General features: G+C 72.1%; 16 protein-coding genes and 1 riboswitch. Of the genes, 3 read left to right on the forward strand and 13 right to left on the reverse strand.

Going from position 1 to position 18,006, the window contains the following annotated elements:
• Positions 1–11 precede the first annotated feature (11 nt).
• The 4 genes from AE652_RS02605 to sodN all read right to left on the reverse strand — a co-directional run bounded on the left by AE652_RS02605 (position 12) and on the right by sodN (position 3,624).
• On the reverse strand, positions 12–1,004 hold the full coding sequence (locus AE652_RS02605) for an ABC transporter substrate-binding protein (protein ID WP_049649432.1): 993 nt from the start codon (positions 1,002–1,004) through the stop codon (positions 12–14).
• A 15-nt stretch (positions 1,005–1,019) separates the two neighbouring features.
• Positions 1,020–1,823: an ABC transporter ATP-binding protein gene (locus AE652_RS02610; RefSeq protein WP_234348192.1), complete on the reverse strand. Its 804-nt coding sequence runs from the start codon at positions 1,821–1,823 to the stop codon at positions 1,020–1,022.
• On the reverse strand, positions 1,820–2,899 hold the full coding sequence (locus tag AE652_RS02615; protein WP_049649433.1) for an iron ABC transporter permease: 1,080 nt from the start codon (positions 2,897–2,899) through the stop codon (positions 1,820–1,822). The genes AE652_RS02610 and AE652_RS02615 overlap by 4 nt, the downstream gene beginning before the upstream one ends.
• Before the next feature lie 122 nt (positions 2,900–3,021).
• Positions 3,022–3,147: riboswitch (cobalamin riboswitch) on the reverse strand.
• An 81-nt stretch (positions 3,148–3,228) separates the two neighbouring features.
• The gene (gene sodN, locus AE652_RS02620) at positions 3,229–3,624 is read right to left on the reverse strand and encodes a superoxide dismutase, Ni (protein ID WP_049649434.1); all 396 of its coding nucleotides are present in this window, start codon (positions 3,622–3,624) and stop codon (positions 3,229–3,231) included.
• A gap of 276 nt (positions 3,625–3,900) precedes the next feature.
• On the opposite strand from sodN, the gene sodX reads away from it, so the two are divergent.
• A complete protein-coding gene (sodX, locus tag AE652_RS02625; protein WP_082345175.1) occupies positions 3,901–4,263 on the forward strand; it encodes a nickel-type superoxide dismutase maturation protease in 363 nt (120 codons plus the stop codon).
• 7 nt (positions 4,264–4,270) lie between these two features.
• Here the strand turns inward: sodX and AE652_RS02630 are convergent, their stop codons facing one another.
• From AE652_RS02630 to AE652_RS02650, 5 genes are all read right to left on the reverse strand, one after another.
• Entirely contained in the window at positions 4,271–4,852 is a 582-nt protein-coding gene (locus AE652_RS02630; RefSeq protein ID WP_049649436.1) for a CGNR zinc finger domain-containing protein, read from the reverse strand.
• A 113-nt stretch (positions 4,853–4,965) separates the two neighbouring features.
• Positions 4,966–5,766, reverse strand: coding sequence for an amino acid ABC transporter ATP-binding protein (locus AE652_RS02635; protein ID WP_049649437.1), 801 nt, complete (start codon positions 5,764–5,766; stop codon positions 4,966–4,968).
• Entirely contained in the window at positions 5,763–6,737 is a 975-nt protein-coding gene (locus tag AE652_RS02640) for an amino acid ABC transporter permease (RefSeq protein ID WP_049649438.1), read from the reverse strand. The genes AE652_RS02635 and AE652_RS02640 overlap by 4 nt, the downstream gene beginning before the upstream one ends.
• Positions 6,738–6,774: 37 nt before the next feature.
• Positions 6,775–7,701, reverse strand: coding sequence for an ABC transporter substrate-binding protein (locus AE652_RS02645; RefSeq protein WP_063780035.1), 927 nt, complete (start codon positions 7,699–7,701; stop codon positions 6,775–6,777).
• A gap of 419 nt (positions 7,702–8,120) precedes the next feature.
• Positions 8,121–9,044, reverse strand: coding sequence for an ABC transporter substrate-binding protein (locus tag AE652_RS02650; protein WP_049649440.1), 924 nt, complete (start codon positions 9,042–9,044; stop codon positions 8,121–8,123).
• A gap of 583 nt (positions 9,045–9,627) precedes the next feature.
• Here AE652_RS02650 and AE652_RS02655 point away from each other — a divergent pair.
• Together AE652_RS02655 and AE652_RS02660 are read left to right on the forward strand one after the other, a co-directional pair.
• Complete coding sequence (locus tag AE652_RS02655; protein WP_049649441.1) at positions 9,628–10,824, forward strand: NADP-dependent malic enzyme; 1,197 nt, start codon at positions 9,628–9,630, stop codon at positions 10,822–10,824.
• A 149-nt stretch (positions 10,825–10,973) separates the two neighbouring features.
• On the forward strand, positions 10,974–11,936 hold the full coding sequence (locus AE652_RS02660) for a quinone oxidoreductase (RefSeq protein WP_049649442.1): 963 nt from the start codon (positions 10,974–10,976) through the stop codon (positions 11,934–11,936).
• Between the two features lie 109 nt (positions 11,937–12,045).
• Here the strand turns inward: AE652_RS02660 and AE652_RS02665 are convergent, their stop codons facing one another.
• From AE652_RS02665 to AE652_RS02680, 4 genes are all read right to left on the reverse strand, one after another.
• Positions 12,046–13,080 carry a PadR family transcriptional regulator gene (locus tag AE652_RS02665; RefSeq protein ID WP_049649443.1) on the reverse strand — a complete coding sequence of 345 codons (1,035 nt, stop codon included), beginning with the start codon at positions 13,078–13,080 and terminating at the stop codon, positions 12,046–12,048.
• Position 13,081: 1 nt separating this feature from the next.
• Positions 13,082–13,990: a DUF4097 family beta strand repeat-containing protein gene (locus AE652_RS02670; RefSeq protein WP_049649444.1), complete on the reverse strand. Its 909-nt coding sequence runs from the start codon at positions 13,988–13,990 to the stop codon at positions 13,082–13,084.
• 263 nt (positions 13,991–14,253) lie between these two features.
• Complete coding sequence (locus AE652_RS02675; protein WP_049649445.1) at positions 14,254–14,433, reverse strand: DUF6104 family protein; 180 nt, start codon at positions 14,431–14,433, stop codon at positions 14,254–14,256.
• Between the two features lie 152 nt (positions 14,434–14,585).
• Positions 14,586–18,006: multifunctional oxoglutarate decarboxylase/oxoglutarate dehydrogenase thiamine pyrophosphate-binding subunit/dihydrolipoyllysine-residue succinyltransferase subunit (locus tag AE652_RS02680; RefSeq protein ID WP_049649446.1), on the reverse strand; the 3,421-nt coding region annotated here is incomplete at its 5' end.

Raw genomic sequence — 18,006 nt, forward strand, 5'->3', positions numbered from 1 at the left:
ATCCGGGCCGGTCAGGGGGCCGGCACGGTGCGCAGGTAGGCGGCCAGCGCGCTGATCGCGGCCGGGTTGCGCGGGCTCTCCACCAGGTCGACGTAGTCCATGACGAAGATCCGGCCGTTCCTGACCGCGGCGACGTCGGCCAGCGGCGGGAAGGACATCAGGAACTTCCGCTTCTCCTCGGCCTTCGGCGTCGCGTAGTCGTTGATCACGATCACCTCGGGGTCGCGCTGCACCACGCTCTCCCAGCCGGCCGTGACCCAGCTGTCGGCGAGGTCGCCCATGATGTTGGTCCCGCCCGCCTTGGCGATGATCTCGTTGGCGGCGGCGAACTTCCCGGCGGTGTACGGCTTGTCCTGCCCGCTGTCGTACAGGAAGACGGACGGGCGGCGCTCGGCCGGCGGGACGGCGGCGATCCGCGCCTTGAAGTCCGCGATCAGCTTGTCGGAGCGGTCCTTGACGTCGAAGATCTCGCCGAGGTTGGCCAGGTCGGTGTAGAGCGCCTCCAGCGGGTCCATCACGCCGCGCTCGGTGCCCTTGCCGCTGCGGCAGGACTCGCTGAGCACGTACGAGTCGACGCCGAGCGCCTTGAAGGCCTGCGGGGTGACGCCGCTGCCCTCGTCGAAGCCGTAGTGCCAGCCGGCGAAGACCAGGTCGGCCTTGGCGTCCAGCGCGATCTCCTTGGTGAGGATCTTCTTGGAGAGCCAGGTGGTCTGCTGGTAGCCGTCCTTCCAGGCGACCTGGTCGATCTTCCCCTTGTCGTCGGGCATCACGTAGCCGGCCATCCGGTCGGCGAGGCCGAGCGAGAGCATCAGTTCGGTGATGTTGACGTCGTTGGTCACCACCCGGGCGGGCTTCTGCGCGAAGGTGAGCTTCTCCCCGCAGTTGTCCACCGTCACGGGGTAGTGGGCGGAGGCGGTGGCGGCCTCCTTCGGGGCGATCTCGGCGCCGCAGCCGACGAGTCCGAGGGCGAGCAGGGCGGTGGCGGCAACGGCCTTGGTGCGCACGGGAGTTCCTTGGGGTCAGGGGAGGCGGTCGAACAGCAGCTGGAGGGCGCCGGTCTCCGGGTGGCGCACCGGGGTGCCCCGGACGCCGAACACCTCGGCCAGCAGGGCGGGTCGGAGCACCTCGTCGGGCGGCCCGGAGGCGACGATCCGGCCGTCCCGCAGGACGTACAGCAGGTCGCAGTGGCCCGCCGCCAGGTTGAGGTCGTGCAGCGCGGTGAGCACCGTCGGACCGGCCTCGCGGGCGAGCGCCAGCACCTCCAACTGGTGCGCGATGTCGAGGTGGTTGGTGGGTTCGTCGAGCACCAGCAGGCGCGGCTCCTGGACCAGCGCGCGGGCGAACAGCACCCGCTGCTTCTCGCCCCCGGACAGGCTCAGGAAGCCCCGCTCGGCGAGGTGCCCGGCCCGGACCTTGCGCAGCGCCTCGGCGCAGCGCCGCTCGTCCCCGTCGACTTGGGCGCCGAAGCCGCGGCGGTGCGGCAGCCGGCCCATGGCGACCACCTCGGCGACGGTGAAGTCGAACTCGGCGGAGTGCTCCTGGGTCAGCGCGGCCACCCGGCGGGCGCTCTCGCGGGCGGTGAGGGCGTGCAGGTCGTCGCCGGCCAGCCGGACCACGCCGCCGGCCGGCTTCAGCACCCGGTAGACGCAGCGCAGCAGGGTCGACTTGCCGCTGCCGTTGGGGCCGATCAGCCCGACCACCTGCCCGGCGGCGGCCGCCAGGCTCACCTCGTGGACCAGCCGGGTGCCGGCCAGCTCCACCGAGACGCCGTCGACGGCGAGGTCCTGGGCGTGCACCGGGGTCGGGTCGGTCGTCGCGGTCACCGGGCACCTCCGAAGGCCTGGCCGCGGCGGCGCATCATCACCAGGAAGGCGGGCACGCCGAGCACCGCGGTGAACACCCCGACGGGCAGTTCGGCGGGCGCCAGCAGGGTGCGCGAGGCGATGTCCACCCAGACCAGCAGCAGCGCCCCGGCGAGCGGCGCGACCACCAGCACCCGGCGGTGCCCGGCGCCGACCAGCATCCGCGCCAGGTGCGGCATCAGCAGCCCGACGAAGCCGATCGCCCCGCTGACCGCGACCACGGTGCCGGTGACGGCGGCGGTCACCACGAACAGCTCGCGGCGCAGCCGGTCCGGGTCCACGCCGAGCGAGGCGGAGGTCTCGTCGCCCATCGCGAGCGCGTCCAGCCGCCCGGCGGTGCAGGCCAGGTAGGCGAGCCCGGCCAGCACGGTGACGGCGGCGATCGGCACCTTGCCCCAGGTGGCGCCGCCGAGGCTGCCGAGCAGCCACATCATGACGTCCCGGGCGGCCTCGCCGCGGTCGGCGGCGAAGACCATCAGGGTGGTGGCGGCGGAGAAGCCGTAGGACAGCGCGGTGCCGGTGAGCACCAGCCGCAGCGGGGTGAGCCCGTACGCGGTGCGGGCCGCGACGTAGACCAGGGTCATGGCGGCCAGCGCGGAGCCGAAGGCGGAGGCGGAGATCGCCCACACCCCGAGCGAGGCGAAGGCGCCGAACAGCATCACGGCGTTGGCGCCGACGGCCGCGCCGGAGGAGATGCCGAGCACGAAGGGGTCCGCCAGCGCGTTGCGCACCAGGGCCTGGACGGCGACCCCGCAGGCGGCCAGCCCGGCGCCGACCACGGCGGCCAGCACGGTGCGCGGCAGCCGGATCTCCCAGACGATCGCGTACGCGGCCGCCTCGTCCGCCTCCAGCCGGCCGCCCGTCAGCCCGGCGCCCAGGAGCCGCAGCACCCGGGGCAGGCCGAGCCCGGAGGAGCCGAGGGCGACCCCGCAGACCAGGGAGAGCAGCAGGGCGGCGGCGAGTCCGGCGGCGAGCGGGACGACGGGTATTCGGCGAGCGGGCGGGCCGACTGCACGGTTGACGGGTGCGCGGTTCACGGGTGCGCCTTGCCTCGGGCCGGGAGCGCGCCGGGGCGGGCGCGGGCCGGGGGCGTGCCGGGGCGCCGTTCCCCTCGCAGTCCGCGGCGAGTTGTCGGGAGGTCGGCGGCCGAGGGCGATCGGGCTGGCGCGGCCGTACGGGCGGGTACGGGCCGTGCTCACCGTTGCGGGTCAGCGCCGGATTCGCACCGGACTTCCCCCTCGGACGCCCTGGCAGCATAACAGCCACTCAGGGCAGGCAACCCTTACCGGGCCGGGTCGGACGTGAACGCACGACCGCCCCCGTCCGGCGGTGCGGACGGGGGCGGTCGGGTGGCGACGCGTCAGGCTCAGGCCTGCTTGGTCTCCCAGAAGATTTTGTCGACCTGGGCGATCAGGTCGAGCAGGGCCTGGCCGGTGGCCGGGTCCGTGGACGCCTTGGCGGCCGAGGCGGCCTTCAGGGTGTCGTTGATCAGCTGGTGCAGCTGCGGGTACTTCTCGAAGTGCGGGGCCTTGAAGTAGTCGCTCCACAGCACCGAGATGTGGTGCTTGACGGCCTCGGCGCGCTGCTCCTTGATGATGACGGCGCGGGCGCGGAAGTGCGGGTCCTCGTTGGCCTGGTACTTCTCCTGGGTGGCCTTGACCGACTCGGCCTCCAGCTTGGCCTGCGCGGGGTCGTAGACGCCGCAGGGCAGGTCGCAGTGGGCGTGGACGGTGGCGCGCGGTGCAAACAGACGAGAGAACATGGGAGTCCTTCCTTAGATCGTCTTCCCGCGCCCGAGATTACCCTTCCGCCCTCCCGGTTTCGCGATCGGGCGGTGGGCCTAGGGCGAAAGACGGACCGGGAACCGGCGCAATCCGGACATCGGACGGACGGCGGTCCGTACGGCAGACTGGGGGCGCGAGCGGGGGCGGGAGGAGGAGTCGTGGCGCGGAGCACGCGAGCGGAGGGCGCCGGGGCGGGGGAGCGCGGCCCGGGCGGCGCGCTGCCGTTCGGGCTGGTCGACGTGGCGGGGCCGTCGATGGTCCCGACCCTGCGCGAGGGCGACCGGCTGCTGGTCCGCTACGGCGCGCCGATCCGGCCCGGCGCGGTGGTGGTCTTCCGGCACCCCTTCCAGCAGGACCTGCTGGTGGTGAAGCGGGCCGCCGAGCGCCGGGCCACGGGCTGGTGGCTGCTCTCCGACAACCGCCCGGTGGACAGCGACAGCCGCAGCTACGGCGCCGTCCCGGACGAGCTGGTGCTCGGCCGGGTGCTGCTGCGGCTGCGCCCGAGCCCGGTCTGGCTGGCGCCGGGGCGCCGGCTGGAGCGGCTGCTGCTCACCCCGCGGCTGGCCCGGGTGCCGGGCCTGGCCCGCCGGCTCGGCGCCTGGGTCGAGGAGGTCTAGCGGGCCGCTACGCCCGGGCCGCCGCCTCCGCCTCCAGGCGCTTGCGGGCCCGGTAGGCGGCCACGTTGGCGCGGGTCGCGCAGCGGTCCGAGCAGTAGCGGCGGGAGCGGTTGGTCGAGGTGTCCAGGTAGGCGTTGCGGCAGGGCGCGGCCTGGCAGATGCCGAGCCGGTCGGCGCCCAGCTCGGTGAGGTGGACGGCCAGGCCCATGCAGGCGACCGCGCTGAAGTGGGCGGTGGCGGTGGGGGAGTTGTCGGCCAGGTGCAGGTGCCAGCGCGGCCGCCCGGCGTCGTCCAGGTAGTCGTGCCCGGAGATCAGCGGGCTGACCGGGTACTCCATCAGCAGGCTGTTCAGCAGGTCGACGCCGCGGATCTCGTCCCCGCCGGCGGCGGCCTCGAAGACCCCGCGCAGCCGGGTCCGCACCGCCCGCAGCCGGGGCACGTCGGACTCGTCGGCGAGCGAGCGGGCCCGCGAGGAGTCGGAGAAGAGACCGCGCACCGCCTCCACGGAGGTCAGCGAGTCGGTGCCGCGCTCGGGCTCCTCGGTGTTCACCAGCCGGACGGCGAGATCGGCGTAGGCGGCGAGCTCCACAGGGGTCCTTCCAGGGGGGTCGGTAACGGGCTGACTGCCTCCAGCCTATTACCCGGGCGGGCAAAACGACGGCGCCCGGCAGGAGTGACCTGCCGGGCGCCGGGCGTACGGGCTCAGAGCACCTTGGAGAGGAAGGCCCTGGTGCGCTCGTGCTGCGGGTCGGTGAGCACCTCGCGGGGGTTGCCGGACTCGACCACCACCCCGCCGTCCATGAACACCAGCGCGTCGCCGACCTCGCGGGCGAAGCCCATCTCGTGGGTGACGACCACCATGGTCATGCCCTCCTCGGCGAGGCCGCGCATGACGTCGAGGACGTCGCCGACCAGCTCCGGGTCGAGCGCGGAGGTCGGCTCGTCGAAGAGCATCAGCTTGGGCTTCATGGCCAGCGCGCGGGCGATCGCCACGCGCTGCTGCTGGCCGCCGGAGAGCTGCGAGGGGTAGTTCTTCGCCTTGTCGGCGAGGCCGACCCGCTCCAGCAGGGCCATCCCGCGCTCGCGGGCGTCGGCCCGGCTCTCGCCCTTGACCTGGACCGGCGCCTCCATGACGTTCTCGACGGCGGTCATGTGCGGGAACAGGTTGAAGCGCTGGAAGACCATGCCGATGTCGCGCCGCTTGAGGGCGACCTCGCGGTCCCTGAGCTCGTGCAGCCGGTCGCCCTTCTGCCGGTAGCCGACCAGCTCGCCGTCCACCCAGAGGCGGCCGCCGTTGATCTTCTCCAGGTGGTTGATGCACCGCAGGAAGGTCGACTTGCCGGAGCCGGACGGGCCGATCAGGCAGAACACCTCGCCCTGCCTGACCTCCAGGTCGATGCCCTTGAGCACCTCGACCAGGCCGTACGACTTGTGCACGTTCTCGGCGCGGACCATCGGCTCGCCGGACGCGCCGCCGGCGGGGGACTTGGTCGGATCGGTCATACGTGACCACCTCCCTCGAGCCCCGGGACGACGTCGGCGGTCGTCCTGGGGGCGGGCTTCCCGGCGAACAGCCTCCGCAGCCGCTGCAGCGGGGTGGGCGGGAGGGTGCGGTTGGAACCTCGGGCGTAGTGGCGCTCGATGTAGTACTGGCCGATGGTCAGCACCGAGGTGAAGAACAGGTACCAGAGGCTGACCACGATCAGCAGCGGGATGTTCTGGTAGTTCCGGGAGTAGATGACCTGGCCGGCCCGGAAGATCTCCTCCAGGGAGATCACGGAGACCAGCGAGGTGGTCTTCAGCATCGAGATGGTCTCGTTGCCGGTCGGCGGGATGATCACCCGCATGGCCTGCGGCAGGACGATCCGGCGCATGGTCTGGAACCGGCTCATGCCGAGCGCGTGCGCGGCCTCGGTCTGGCCCTCGTCCACCGACTGGATGCCGCCGCGGACGATCTCCGCCATGTAGGCGGCCTCGTTGAGGCCGAGGCCCAGCAGCGCGGCGACGAAGGTCGGGATCAGCACGTTGGTCTGCTCGGACCAGAACTCCGGCCCCCACGGGACGCCGATCGACAGCTTGGCCCAGATCAGGCCGAGGAAGTTCCAGAACACCAGCTGCACCAGCACCGGGGTGCCGCGGAAGATCCAGATGTAGACCCACGCGACGCCGGCCAGCAGCGGGTTCGGGGACAGGCGCATCACCGCGAGGACGATGCCGCCGACCACACCCATGAGCATGGCGAGCACGGTAAGTTCCAGCGTCACCAGCAGGCCGTGCATGATGCTGTCGTGGAACAGGTACTGACCGACGATGTCCCACTTGAAAGCGGGGTTGGTGAAGAGGGCGCTCACCAGCATCGCCGCGAGTACGGCGATGACGACGGCGCCGGCCCAGCGTCCGGGGTGGCGGACGGGGACGGCCTTGATGGTCTCGGGCCGGCCCTGCTCCGCCGTCCCCTTGTCCAAAGAGTTCACGGTGTGGCCTCGGGGGAGAAGATGGAGCGGACGAGGGTCAGCTGACGGCGCCGTTGACGGTCGAGGTGGTGATGGCGCCGGACTCGACCCCCCACTTGGCGAGGATCTGCTTGTAGGTGCCGTCGTCGATCAGCGACTGGACGGCCCCCTGGACGGCCGGGGTGAGCTTGGAGCCCTTGGCCAGCGCGACGCCGTAGGGGGCCACGCCGTAGGTCTCGCCGACCTTCTCCAGCTGGCCGCCGGACTGCTTGATCGCGTAGTCGACGACCTGGGAGTCGGCCATCATCGCCTGGTCGCGCCCGGAGACCACGGCGTTGGTGACGTCCGTCTGGAGGTCGAACTTGTCGCCGCCGTTCTGGACGCCCGGCTTGCCGGCCTTGGCGCAGTCCGGGTCGCGGGTGTCCTTGATCTCGTCGGCCTGGGTGGTGCCGGTCTGGACGGCGACCTTCTTGCCGCAGAGGTCCTTCGGGTCGATCTTCTCCGGGTTGCCCTTCTTCACCGCGACGGCGCTGCCGGAGTTGAAGTAGGTGACCATGTCGACGATCTGCTCGCGCTCCTTGTTGTCCGTGAAGGACGACATGCCGAGCTGGAACTTGTTCGACTGGATGCCGGGGATGATCGCGGTGAAGCCGGAGTCCTGGACCTCGGCCTTCAGCCCGAGCTTGGCCGCGATGGCGTTGGCCAGGTCGACGTCCATGCCGATGACCTTGCCGCTGTCGTCCTTGAACTCGTCCGGCGCGTACGAGGCGTCGGCGCCGACCAGGAGCTTGCCGGCGGCCTTGACGTCGTCCGGGACGAGCCCGGCCAGTTTGGGGTCGGCCTTGACCTCGTTGACGGTCGCGGAGGCGTTGGGGGCGCCGCTGCTCTCGCTCTTGCTGCTGCTGCAACCGGTCAGCACCAGGGAGACCGAGGCGGCGACCACACCGGCTGCGAAGAGCCGGCTGCGCTGGGTACGGGTGGTCATGAGGGGGATCTCCATCCTGGGGGAGAGAGGTCGGGCGGAGCGCGCCGCGGGAGCGGCGCACCGGAACGGCGAGCCGCGCGGCTCGGTACGGGTGCGTGTCGCCGTACGTCGTCGTACGTGCAGGCCGGGTCGTGCAGTTGCCCGGGCGCGGGGGAGCCGTCCGGGGTTGTACGAGGTACTGCTTCCGCCACCCTCCGCCGAGGTGGACGTTGACCGGACGGCCTCGACCAGTGGCCGGCTCGATCCGAGATGGGGGGAATCCTGCCATCTGATGACAGTCAGGTGGCCCTCATCCAGATCAAAATCGGATAACGAGGGGTCGCGCTGTCCGCTATTCGGACTTATTCCGCGCCCCTGTCACTCTGCGCATAAGTATGCAGATCGGTCCGTGCCGTCCCCGGAGGCCCGCCGCCCCCGCCTCAGATGCCCCCGTTGACCACCGCGTTCTGCGCCGCGCCGGCGCCGACGTTCCACTTGGCCAGGATCTTGTCGTACTCGCCGCTGCGGATCAGCTGGTCGATCGCCCCGGCCAGCACGTCCCGCAGCGGCCCGTCGTCCTTGCGCACCGCGATCCCGTACGGGTTGGAGGTGGACTGCCCGCCGGTCACCTCGAAGCGGGCGCCGCCGTCGGTGGTCTTCGCCGCGTAGGCGGCCACCGGGTAGTCGTTCAGGCCGGCCGCGGCGGCGCCGGAGGCGACCTCGGCCAGCGCCTTGGTGTCGGTGTCCAGCTTGTGCGGGGTCAGCGGGCGGCCGGCCCGGGCGCAGACGCCGACCTGGCGGGTGACGATCTCGTCCTGGGTGGTGCCCTGCTGGAACGCGACGGTCTTGCCGCACAGGTCGTCCAGGCCCCTGATCCCCTTGGGGTTGCCCTTCGGGACGACGATCGAGGTGCCCGCGATGAAGTAGTCCACGAAGTCCACGCCCGGGCCGGTCGGCTTGCCGGTCTCGTCCACCGCGTCCCGGCGCCGGCGGGTGTCGCTGAGCGCGGACATCGCCACGTCGTACTGCTTGGCCTGGAGGTTCGGCACCAGCTTGTCGAAGGGGGTGTCGACGAACTCGACCCGCACGTCGAGGATCCGGCCCAGGGCGGCGGCGAGGTCCGGGTCGAGGCCGGTCGGCTTGCCGTCCGGGCCGCGGAACTCCACCGGGGCGTAGTTGACGTCCATGCCGACCCGCAGCGCGCCGGCCGACCGCTGGGCCTTCGGCAGCTTGCCGCGGAGGTCCTTGACCGGGTCGCCCGGGGCGGCCTGCCCGCCGCCGCAGCCGGTCAGCAGGAGGGCTCCGGCGGCGGCCAGGGCGGCGCCGGCCGGGACCGGACGGAGGGCGTGGCGGACGTGCGGCATGAGGGCGGCTCCTGAGGGAGGGAGGTGGGGCCGCCACGGTGTCGCACGGGTGTACGCGAAATGGCGGACAAGCGATCCTGCCATCCCGCCCTGCCGGGCCCGGCGGCGGGTGTGTCAGAATTCGGTACCGGGTGACCCCCGAACGCTCGAACCAGGCCGACGAGCCCCGACAGGCTCGGGGTGCCCGGGAACGGAAGTCCTCACGCGGCTCCGTATCCGGGGCACCGAATCCCCTTCGGCCTGTGTTCACTCCTGCGGGTGCGCGTGCGCTCATGCCGTTGCCGCCGCCGGAGCCCGGCGCTTCCGACGCCGGGCCCCTGTGACGCGACAGCGCGGCGATGAACCGTACGTGACGAGGACGAAAAGGCATAGGTGCGATGCCTTCCTCCGACCTACGCTCGGCCCGGAAGCACAACGCGGACAACACAGACCCCATACAACCCTCATCCGAGGGCGCCGCCCGACGGCAGCGCCCCGACCCCGACCCCGGGTCCGCTTCGGCGTACCCGGTTTCCGGTTTCCGGACGGGTCGCCCTGCCCGTCGGCCGCGCGTCCTCGCCAGATCAATGACGAAGAGGTCATCGTGGCAGCGGAGATCATTCACAGCAGCACCCAGGACACCGAGGATCCGGTCGACGCGGTCTTCGCGCTCCACCGCGGCGGGAAGATGGAGATCCGGGCGACCGTCCCGGTGCGCGACGCGGACGACCTGTCCCTCGCCTACACCCCCGGTGTCGCCCGGGTCTGCACGGCCATCGCCGAGCAGCCGGAGCTGGTCAACGACTACACCTGGAAGTCCAACACCGTCGCGGTGGTCACCGACGGCACCGCGGTGCTGGGCCTCGGCGACATCGGCCCGCAGGCCTCGCTGCCCGTGATGGAGGGCAAGGCCATCCTGTTCAAGCAGTTCGGCGGCGTGGACGCGGTGCCGATCGCGCTCGACTGCACCGGGGTCGACGAGATCGTCGAGACCGTGGTCCGGCTGGCGCCCTCCTTCGGCGGCGTCAACCTGGAGGACATCTCCGCGCCCCGCTGCTTCGAGATCGAGCGCCGGCTCCAGGAGGCCCTGGACATCCCGGTCTTCCACGACGACCAGCACGGCACCGCGATCGTCACCACCGCGGCCCTGTGGAACGCCGCCAAGGTGACGGGCCGTGAGATCGGCTCGCTGCGGGCCGTCATCTCCGGCGCCGGCGCGGCCGGCATCGCCATCGCCAAGATGCTGGTCGCGGCCGGCATCGGCGACGTGGCCGTCTGCGACCGCAAGGGCGTGGTGTACGAGGGCCGCGGCGACCTCACCGACGTCAAGGCCGAGATCGCCGGGCGGACCAACCGCACCGGCCTCAAGGGCTCGCTGGCCGACGCGATGGCCGGCGCCGACGTGTTCATCGGCGTCTCCGGCGGCACCGTGCCGGAGGAGGTCGTGGCGACCATGGCCGAGGGCGCGTTCGTCTTCGCGATGGCCAACCCCAACCCGGAGATCCACCCGGAGGTCGCCCACAAGTACGCCGCCGTGGTGGCCACCGGCCGCAGCGACTTCCCGAACCAGATCAACAACGTGCTGGCCTTCCCGGGCATCTTCGCGGGCGCCCTCCAGGTCCGCGCCTCCCGGATCACCGAGGGCATGAAGCTGGCCGCCGCCAAGGCGCTGGCCGGCGTCGTGGCCGACGAGCTGACGCCGCAGAAGGTCATCCCCTCGCCGTTCGACGAGCGGGTCGCGCCGGCGGTCACCAAGGCCGTCGCCGAGGCCGCCCGGGCGGAGGGCGTCGCCCGGATCTGACGAGGTGATCGGGGGAGCGCGCCCGCCACGGCGGCCGCTCCCCCGCGCCCCCCCGAGCGCCCGGAGGCGAGCGGGGGAGCAGCAGCCGGGACACGCGTCACACCTCCGCGTGGTTCCCGGCCCCGGCCGTCGCGGCTATCGTCCGGGGCATGTTCGCTGCCTACGCCGCACGTACCGACGCCGCCGACCCGCTGAGCGGGCTGGAGCTGGGCGACCTCCCCGAGCCGCAGGCCCGCCCCGGGTGGAGCGTGGTCACCGTCCGGGCCGCCAGCCTCAACCACCACGACCTGTGGTCGCTGCGCGGGGTCGGCCTGCCCGCCGAGCGGCTGCCGATGATCCTCGGCTGCGACGCCGCCGGCGTCGACGAGCACGGCAACGAGGTGGTCCTGCACTCGGTGATCGGCCAGAGCGGCCACGGGGTCGGCCCGGACGAGCCGCGGTCCATCCTGACCGAGCGCTACCAGGGCACCTTCGCCCAGCGGGTCGCGGTGCCCACCTGGAACCTGCTGCCCAAGCCCGCCGGGCTGAGCTTCGAGCAGGCCGCCTGCCTGCCCACCGCCTGGCTGACGGCCTACCGGATGCTGTTCACCAACGCCGGGGTCAAGCCCGGGGACACCGTCCTGGTGCAGGGGGCGGGCGGCGGCGTGGCGACCGCGCTGATCGTCCTCGGCAAGGCGGCCGGCCTGCGGGTCTGGGTCACCGGTCGGGACGAGGCCAAGCGCGCCCGGGCGGTGGAGCTCGGCGCCGACGCGGCCTTCGAGAGCGGCGCCCGGCTGCCCGAGCGGGTGGACGCGGTGCTGGAGACGGTCGGCGCCGCGACCTGGTCGCACTCGGTGAAGTCGCTGCGCCCGGGCGGCACCATCGTCATCTCGGGGGCCACCTCCGGCACCAACCCGAGCTCCGTCGAGCTGAACCGGATCTTCTTCCTGGAGCTCAGGGTGGTCGGCTCGACCATGGGCACCAAGGAGGAGCTGGCCGGGCTGCTCGCGTTCTGCGCCAACACCGGCGTCCGGCCGGTGATCGACTCGGTGCTGCCGCTGGCCGAGGCCCGGGACGGCTTCGCCCGGCTCGCCGAGGGCGACGTCTTCGGGAAGATCGTCCTCACTCCCTGACGGCACCCCGCTCCTGACGGAGCCCCACCCCCTGACGCCTGCCCGCGGGCGTGCGGCGGCCCGGTGCCTCCCGTGACGGGGGCACCGGGCCGCAGGGGCCGTTCCGGGCTCAGCCGAGCAGCCGCTTCAGCCGCTCGCCCGCGGCGCCCAGCACCGTACGGGCCTCGGCCAGCGTGTCCGCGTTCACCCCGCCGTCCCGGGCCGCGTCGCGGACCTGGTCGCGGAAGCGGTCGAGCAGCCGCTCCAGCTCGCGGGCCGGGTCCCCGGCCGGGTCGGTGGCGGCCCACGGCGGCAGGTCGGCCGGGGTGTCGGAGCCGTCCTTGTCCAGGTCGATCCTGGTCACGGTGACCCGCTCGGCGGGCTCGGCGGGCGGCTCCTCCGCGCCGTGGCCCCAGCGGGCCGCGTCGGCCAGGCCGGCCAGGCCCTTGGTCAGCTCGGACAGGCCCTCGGCCAGCCCGGTCGGCCAGTCGCCCTTCGCGGCGTGCTCGCGCACCTGCTGCTCGACCCGGCGCTTGATCCGCAGCGCCTCCTGCTGGGCCGCGGTGCGCGAGGCCTTGGCCTGCTCGCGCAGCCGTCGGGCCTCCGCCTCGGCGGCCTTCGCCTTGGCCTTGGCGGCCTTCTCCTGCTCCCGGGCGCGCTTGGCCTGCTCCTTGGCCTGCTGCTTGAACTGGGCGAACTCCTCCTTGGCGCGCTGCCAGGACTCGTTGTCGCCCCAGGGCCCGGCCCACGGGTCGCCGGGCTCGGTGCGCTCCGGCCCGGGCGCCTGCCGGGCGGCGTTCCACAGCTCCTCGCGCAGGTCCTTGGCGCTGTCCCGGACGTCCTCGCGGATCGCCCCGGCGAGCTGCGCCACGGAGTCCCGGATCTCCACCTCCAGCTCGTCCAACTCGACCTGCCGGGCTTCGAGTTCGGCGCGCCCGGCGTCGGTCAGCCGGTACACCTTGCGGCCGCCCTCGGTGCTGTGGGCGACCAGGCCCTCCTGCTCCAGCTTGGCCAGCCGCGGGTAGACCGTCCCGGCCGAGGGGGCGTACAGGCCCTGGAACCGCTCCTCCAGGAGCCGGATCACCTCGTAGCCGTGCCGCGGGGCCTCGTCCAGCAGCTTCAGCAGGTAGAGGCGGAGCCGGCCGTGGCCGAACACAGGGGTCATCTCAGGCCTCCTTGGTGAGGTTCGGGGTGCCCGGGCCGGCCGGGAGCTCCTTGACCACGACCGGGCCGTCCTCCTCCGCCTCGGGGCGGCGCAGCACGGTGACCGCGCCGGAGACGGTGGTGACGTGGAGGCTGCCGCGGCCCTCGCCGAGGCGGCCGGAGATCTTCTTGGCGCCCCAGGTGCTGCTCATCTGGAGCTCCTCGAAGGTGCTGGAGACGTCGCCGCTGGTGGAGCCGGCCTCGACGGTGGCGTCGGCCAGCGAGGGGATCCGGATCACGACGGCGCCGCTGACGGTGTTGACCTTGACGTCGGTCTCGCCGGCCACGTCGAGGTCCAGGGTGACGGCGCCGGTGACGGTGTTGGCCTGGACCCGGTCGGCGGTGCCGGCGATCACGGTGAGCTGCCCGGAGACGGTGTTGACCTTGAGCCGGCCGCCGACCGCGTGGGCGTCCACGTCGCCGGTGACGGTGCCGGCCTCGATCTGGCCGGTGACCCCGGCGAGGGTGGTGTCGCCGTTGGCGCTCTGCACCGAGACGTGCCCGCTGACGCCGCTGACGGTGGTGTCGGCCGACACGGTGCCGACCTTGACCTCGACCTCGGTCGGGACGGTCACCGTCACGGCGGCGATCCGCTTGCGCTTGAAGGAGCCGAAGAGGTCCTTCACCGAGCCGACCGACTTGAGCCGGTCGCCGAACTCGCCCCAGCTGTGGATGTCCTTGTAGGTGACCGTCAGGACGCCGTCCACCAGGGTCACGTGCAGGGGCTCGCCGGCCAGCTCGGTGACCTCCAGGCGGGTCGGGCCCTCGGCCGCCACCACGTTCACCGTGCCCTCGATGGTCCGCACGTGCAGCGCGCGCACCGGCTCGTCGAAGGTGATCCTCTCGGTGCCCTCGACCGTCCACTGGCTCATGTCCGTCGCCTCCCGTTGTCGATCGCGATGTATCGCGTTCTCTTCTAAAGACGATATATCGCGTGCTGGCAGAGTCAAGCGCCCCGACCCCCGAACCCGACCCCGATCCGTCCCCGACCCGTCCCCGAGTCCTCCCCTACGAGGCCCCCGGGGTTCCGCATCCCTCCGCATCCCTCCGCACCCTTCAGCACCCTTCCGCACCCGGACACGCGTGAGGCCCGGGAGGCGGTTGCCTCCCGGGCCTCGCGACGGCCGTCACCGGGTCACTCGTCGTCCTCGTCGTCGAGCCGCGCCAGCCAGGTGGCCAGCCGCTCGACCGGGACCTCGAAGTCCGGGTTGAGGTCGACGAAGGTGCGCAGCTGCTCGGCCAGCCACCCCAGGGTGACCTCCTCCTCGCCGCGCCGGTTCTCCAGCTCCTCGATGCCTCGGTCGGTGAAGTACACGGTTCGCTCCGGTCCGGTGGGGATTGACCTGGTCAGGATAGTCCGGGCCGGTCGGCCGTCGTACCGGTGGTGGCCCGGCGAACGCCCGCGGCCCCGCCCTCCCGGTGGGGAGGACGGGGCCGCGGGCGTGGAGAGCGTCGGGCTTCGGCTCGTCAGAGCGCGAAGACCTCCTCGACCAGCGCCTGCTGCTCGGCGGCGTGCCGCTTGGCCGAGCCGACCGCCGGGGACGAGGCGGCGGTACGGGCGACGCGGCGCAGACGGGCGTCGCCGCCGGTGCGGCCGATGACGACCTGGAGGTGGTCGACCAGGTTCATCGCGATGAACGGCCAGGCACCCTGGTTGGCCGGCTCCTCCTGCGCCCAGACGAACTGGACGTTGTCGCCGTAGCGGGCCAGCTCCTCCTGGAGCTCGGCCACCGGCAGCGGGTAGAGCCGCTCGACCCGGACGATCGCGGTGTCGGTGACGCCGCGCTCGGCGCGGGCCGCCGCCAGGTCGTAGTAGAACTTGCCGGCGGTGATGACCACCTTGCGGACCTGCGCCGGGTCGACGGTGGAGTCGCCGATGACCGGGCGGAACGAGCCGGACAGGAACTCCTCCGCCGCACTCGCCGCGGCCTTCAGACGCAGCATCGACTTCGGGGTGAAGACGACCAGCGGCTTGTGGTGCGGGTTGTGCGCCTGCCAGCGCAGCAGGTGGAAGTAGTTCGACGGCAGGGTCGGCATCGCGACCGTCATGTTGTCCTGCGCGCACATCTGCAGGAAACGCTCCGGACGGGCGGACGAGTGGTCCGGTCCCTGGCCCTCGTAGCCGTGCGGCAGCAGCAGGGTGACGCCGGAGTGCTGGCCCCACTTCTGCTCGGCGGAGGCGATGTACTCGTCCACCATGGTCTGCGCGCCGTTGACGAAGTCGCCGAACTGCGCCTCCCACATGACCAGCGCGTTCGGGCGGGTCAGCGAGTAGCCGTACTCGAAGCCCATGGCCGCGTACTCCGACAGCAGGCTGTCGTAGACGGTGTAGCGGGCCTGGTCCTCGGTGAGGTACTGCAGCGGGGTGTAGTCCTCGCCGGTCTTGCGGTCGATCAGGACGGCGTGCCGCTGGCCGAAGGTGCCGCGGCGGCTGTCCTGGCCGGCCAGGCGGACCGGGTGGCCCTCCATCAGCAGCGAGCCGATGGCGAGGGTCTCGCCCATCGCCCAGTCGATGGTGTTGTCCTCGACCGAGGCGGCGCGGCGCTGCAGCTGCGGCAGCAGGCGCGGGTGGACGGTCAGCCAGTCCGGGTGGTTGACCTGCGAGGCGGCGATCCGCTTGACCATCTCCTGGGAGATGCCGGTCTGGATGCTGACCGGGAAGTCGGCCTGCGGCTTGCCGGCGGTGGCGTCGGCCGGCGCCTGGGCCGCGTCGCGGACCTCGGCGAAGACCTTCTCCAGCTGGCCCTGGAAGTCCTGGAGCGCCTGCTCCGCCTCTTCCATGGTGATGTCGCCGCGACCGATCAGGCCCTCGGTGTACAGCTTGCGCACCGAGCGCTTCTTGTCGATCAGGTCGTACATCAGCGGCTGGGTGAACGACGGGTTGTCGGCCTCGTTGTGACCACGGCGGCGGTAGCAGATGAGGTCGATCACCACGTCCTTGTGGAACGCCTGGCGGAACTCGAAGGCGAGCCGCGCGACGCGGACCACGGCCTCCGGGTCGTCGCCGTTCACGTGGAAGATCGGGGCCTCGATCATGCGGGCCACGTCGGTGCAGTACATCGAGGAGCGCGAGGACGCCGGGGCGGCGGTGAAGCCGACCTGGTTGTTCACCACGACGTGCACGGTGCCGCCGGTGCGGTAGCCGCGCAGCTGCGACATGTTCAGGGTCTCCGCGACGACGCCCTGGCCGGCGAAGGCCGCGTCGCCGTGGACCTGGATCGGCAGCACCGGGAAGGTGGTGCCGCCCTGGTCCAGGATGTCCTGCTTGGCGCGGGCGATGCCCTCGACGACCGGGTCGACCGTCTCCAGGTGGGAGGGGTTCGCGGCGAGCGAGACCTTGATGGTCTCGCCGTCCAGGCCGGTGAAGGTGCCCTCGGAGCCCAGGTGGTACTTGACGTCGCCGGAGCCGTGCATCGACTTCGGGTCGAGGTTGCCCTCGAACTCGCCGAAGATCTTGCCGTACGGCTTGCCGACGATGTTGGCCAGCACGTTCAGGCGGCCGCGGTGGGCCATGCCGATGACGGCCTCGTCGAGGCGGTGCTCGGCGGCGGAGTCGATGGTCGCGTCCAGCAGCGCGATCAGCGACTCACCGCCCTCCAGCGAGAAGCGCTTCTGGCCGACGTACTTGGTCTGCAGGAAGGTCTCGAAGGCCTCGGCCGAGTTCAGGCGGCGGAGGATCCGCAGCTGCTCCTCGCGCTCGGGCTTCGCGTACGGCTTCTCCAGGCGCTCCTGCAGCCACTTGCGCTGCTTCGGGTCCTGGATGTGCATGTACTCGATGCCGACGGTGCGGCAGTACGTGTTGCGCAGCAGGCCGAGGATGTCGCGGAGCTTCATCATCTTCTGGCCGCCGAAGCCGCCGACCGCGAACTCGCGCTCCAGGTCCCACAGGGTGAGGCCGTGGGTGGTGACGTCCAGGTCGGGGTGCTTGCGCTGCTTGTACTCCAGCGGGTCGGTGTCGGCCATGAGGTGGCCGCGGACCCGGTAGGAGTGGATCAGCTCCATGACGCGCGCGGTCTTGTTGACCTCGTCGTCGTGGGTGGTGGCGACGTCGGTGGCCCAGCGGACCGGCTCGTACGGGATCCGCAGCGACTCGAAGATCTCGTCGTAGAAGCCCTTTTCGCCGAGCAGCAGGCGGTGGATCTCGCGCAGGAACTCGCCGGACGCCGCGCCCTGGATGACGCGGTGGTCGTAGGTCGAGGTCAGCGTCATGATCTTGGAGACGCCCAGCCGGGACAGGGTCTCCGGGGCGGAGCCCTGGAACTCGGCCGGGTACTCCATGGCGCCGACGCCGACGATGGTGCCCTGGTTCTGCATCAGGCGCGGCACGGAGTGCACGGTGCCGATGCCGCCGGGGTTGGTCAGCGAGACCGTGACGCCGGTGAAGTCGTCCATGGTCAGCTTGTTGGCGCGGGCCCGGCGGACGATGTCCTCGTAGGCCTGCCAGAAGCCGAAGAAGTCGAGCGTCTCGGCCTTCTTGATGGCCGCGACGACCAGCTGGCGGTCGCCGTTCGGCTTGACCAGGTCGATGGCCAGGCCGAGGTTGACGTGCTCCGGCTTGACCAGGAAGGCCTTGCCGTTCTCCACCTTGTAGCTGTAGTTCATGCCCGGGGCGGCCTTGATGGCCTGGACCAGGGCGTAGCCGATCAGGTGGGTGAAGGAGACCTTGCCGCCGCGGGCGCGCTGCAGGTGGTTGTTGATGACGATGCGGTTGTCGATCAACAGCTTCGCCGGCACGGCGCGGACCGAGGTCGCGGTCGGCACCTCCAGCGAGGCGTCCATGTTGGTGGCGACGGCCTTGGCCGGGCCGCGGAGCTGGATCAGCTCGGGGCCGGCGGCGGCAGCGGGCTCGGCCGGCGCCGGGGCGGCGGCCTTGGGGGCCGGGGGCGCG

This window comes from Kitasatospora sp. MY 5-36 (genome assembly GCF_001182915.1).
Classification (GTDB): domain Bacteria; phylum Actinomycetota; class Actinomycetes; order Streptomycetales; family Streptomycetaceae; genus Kitasatospora.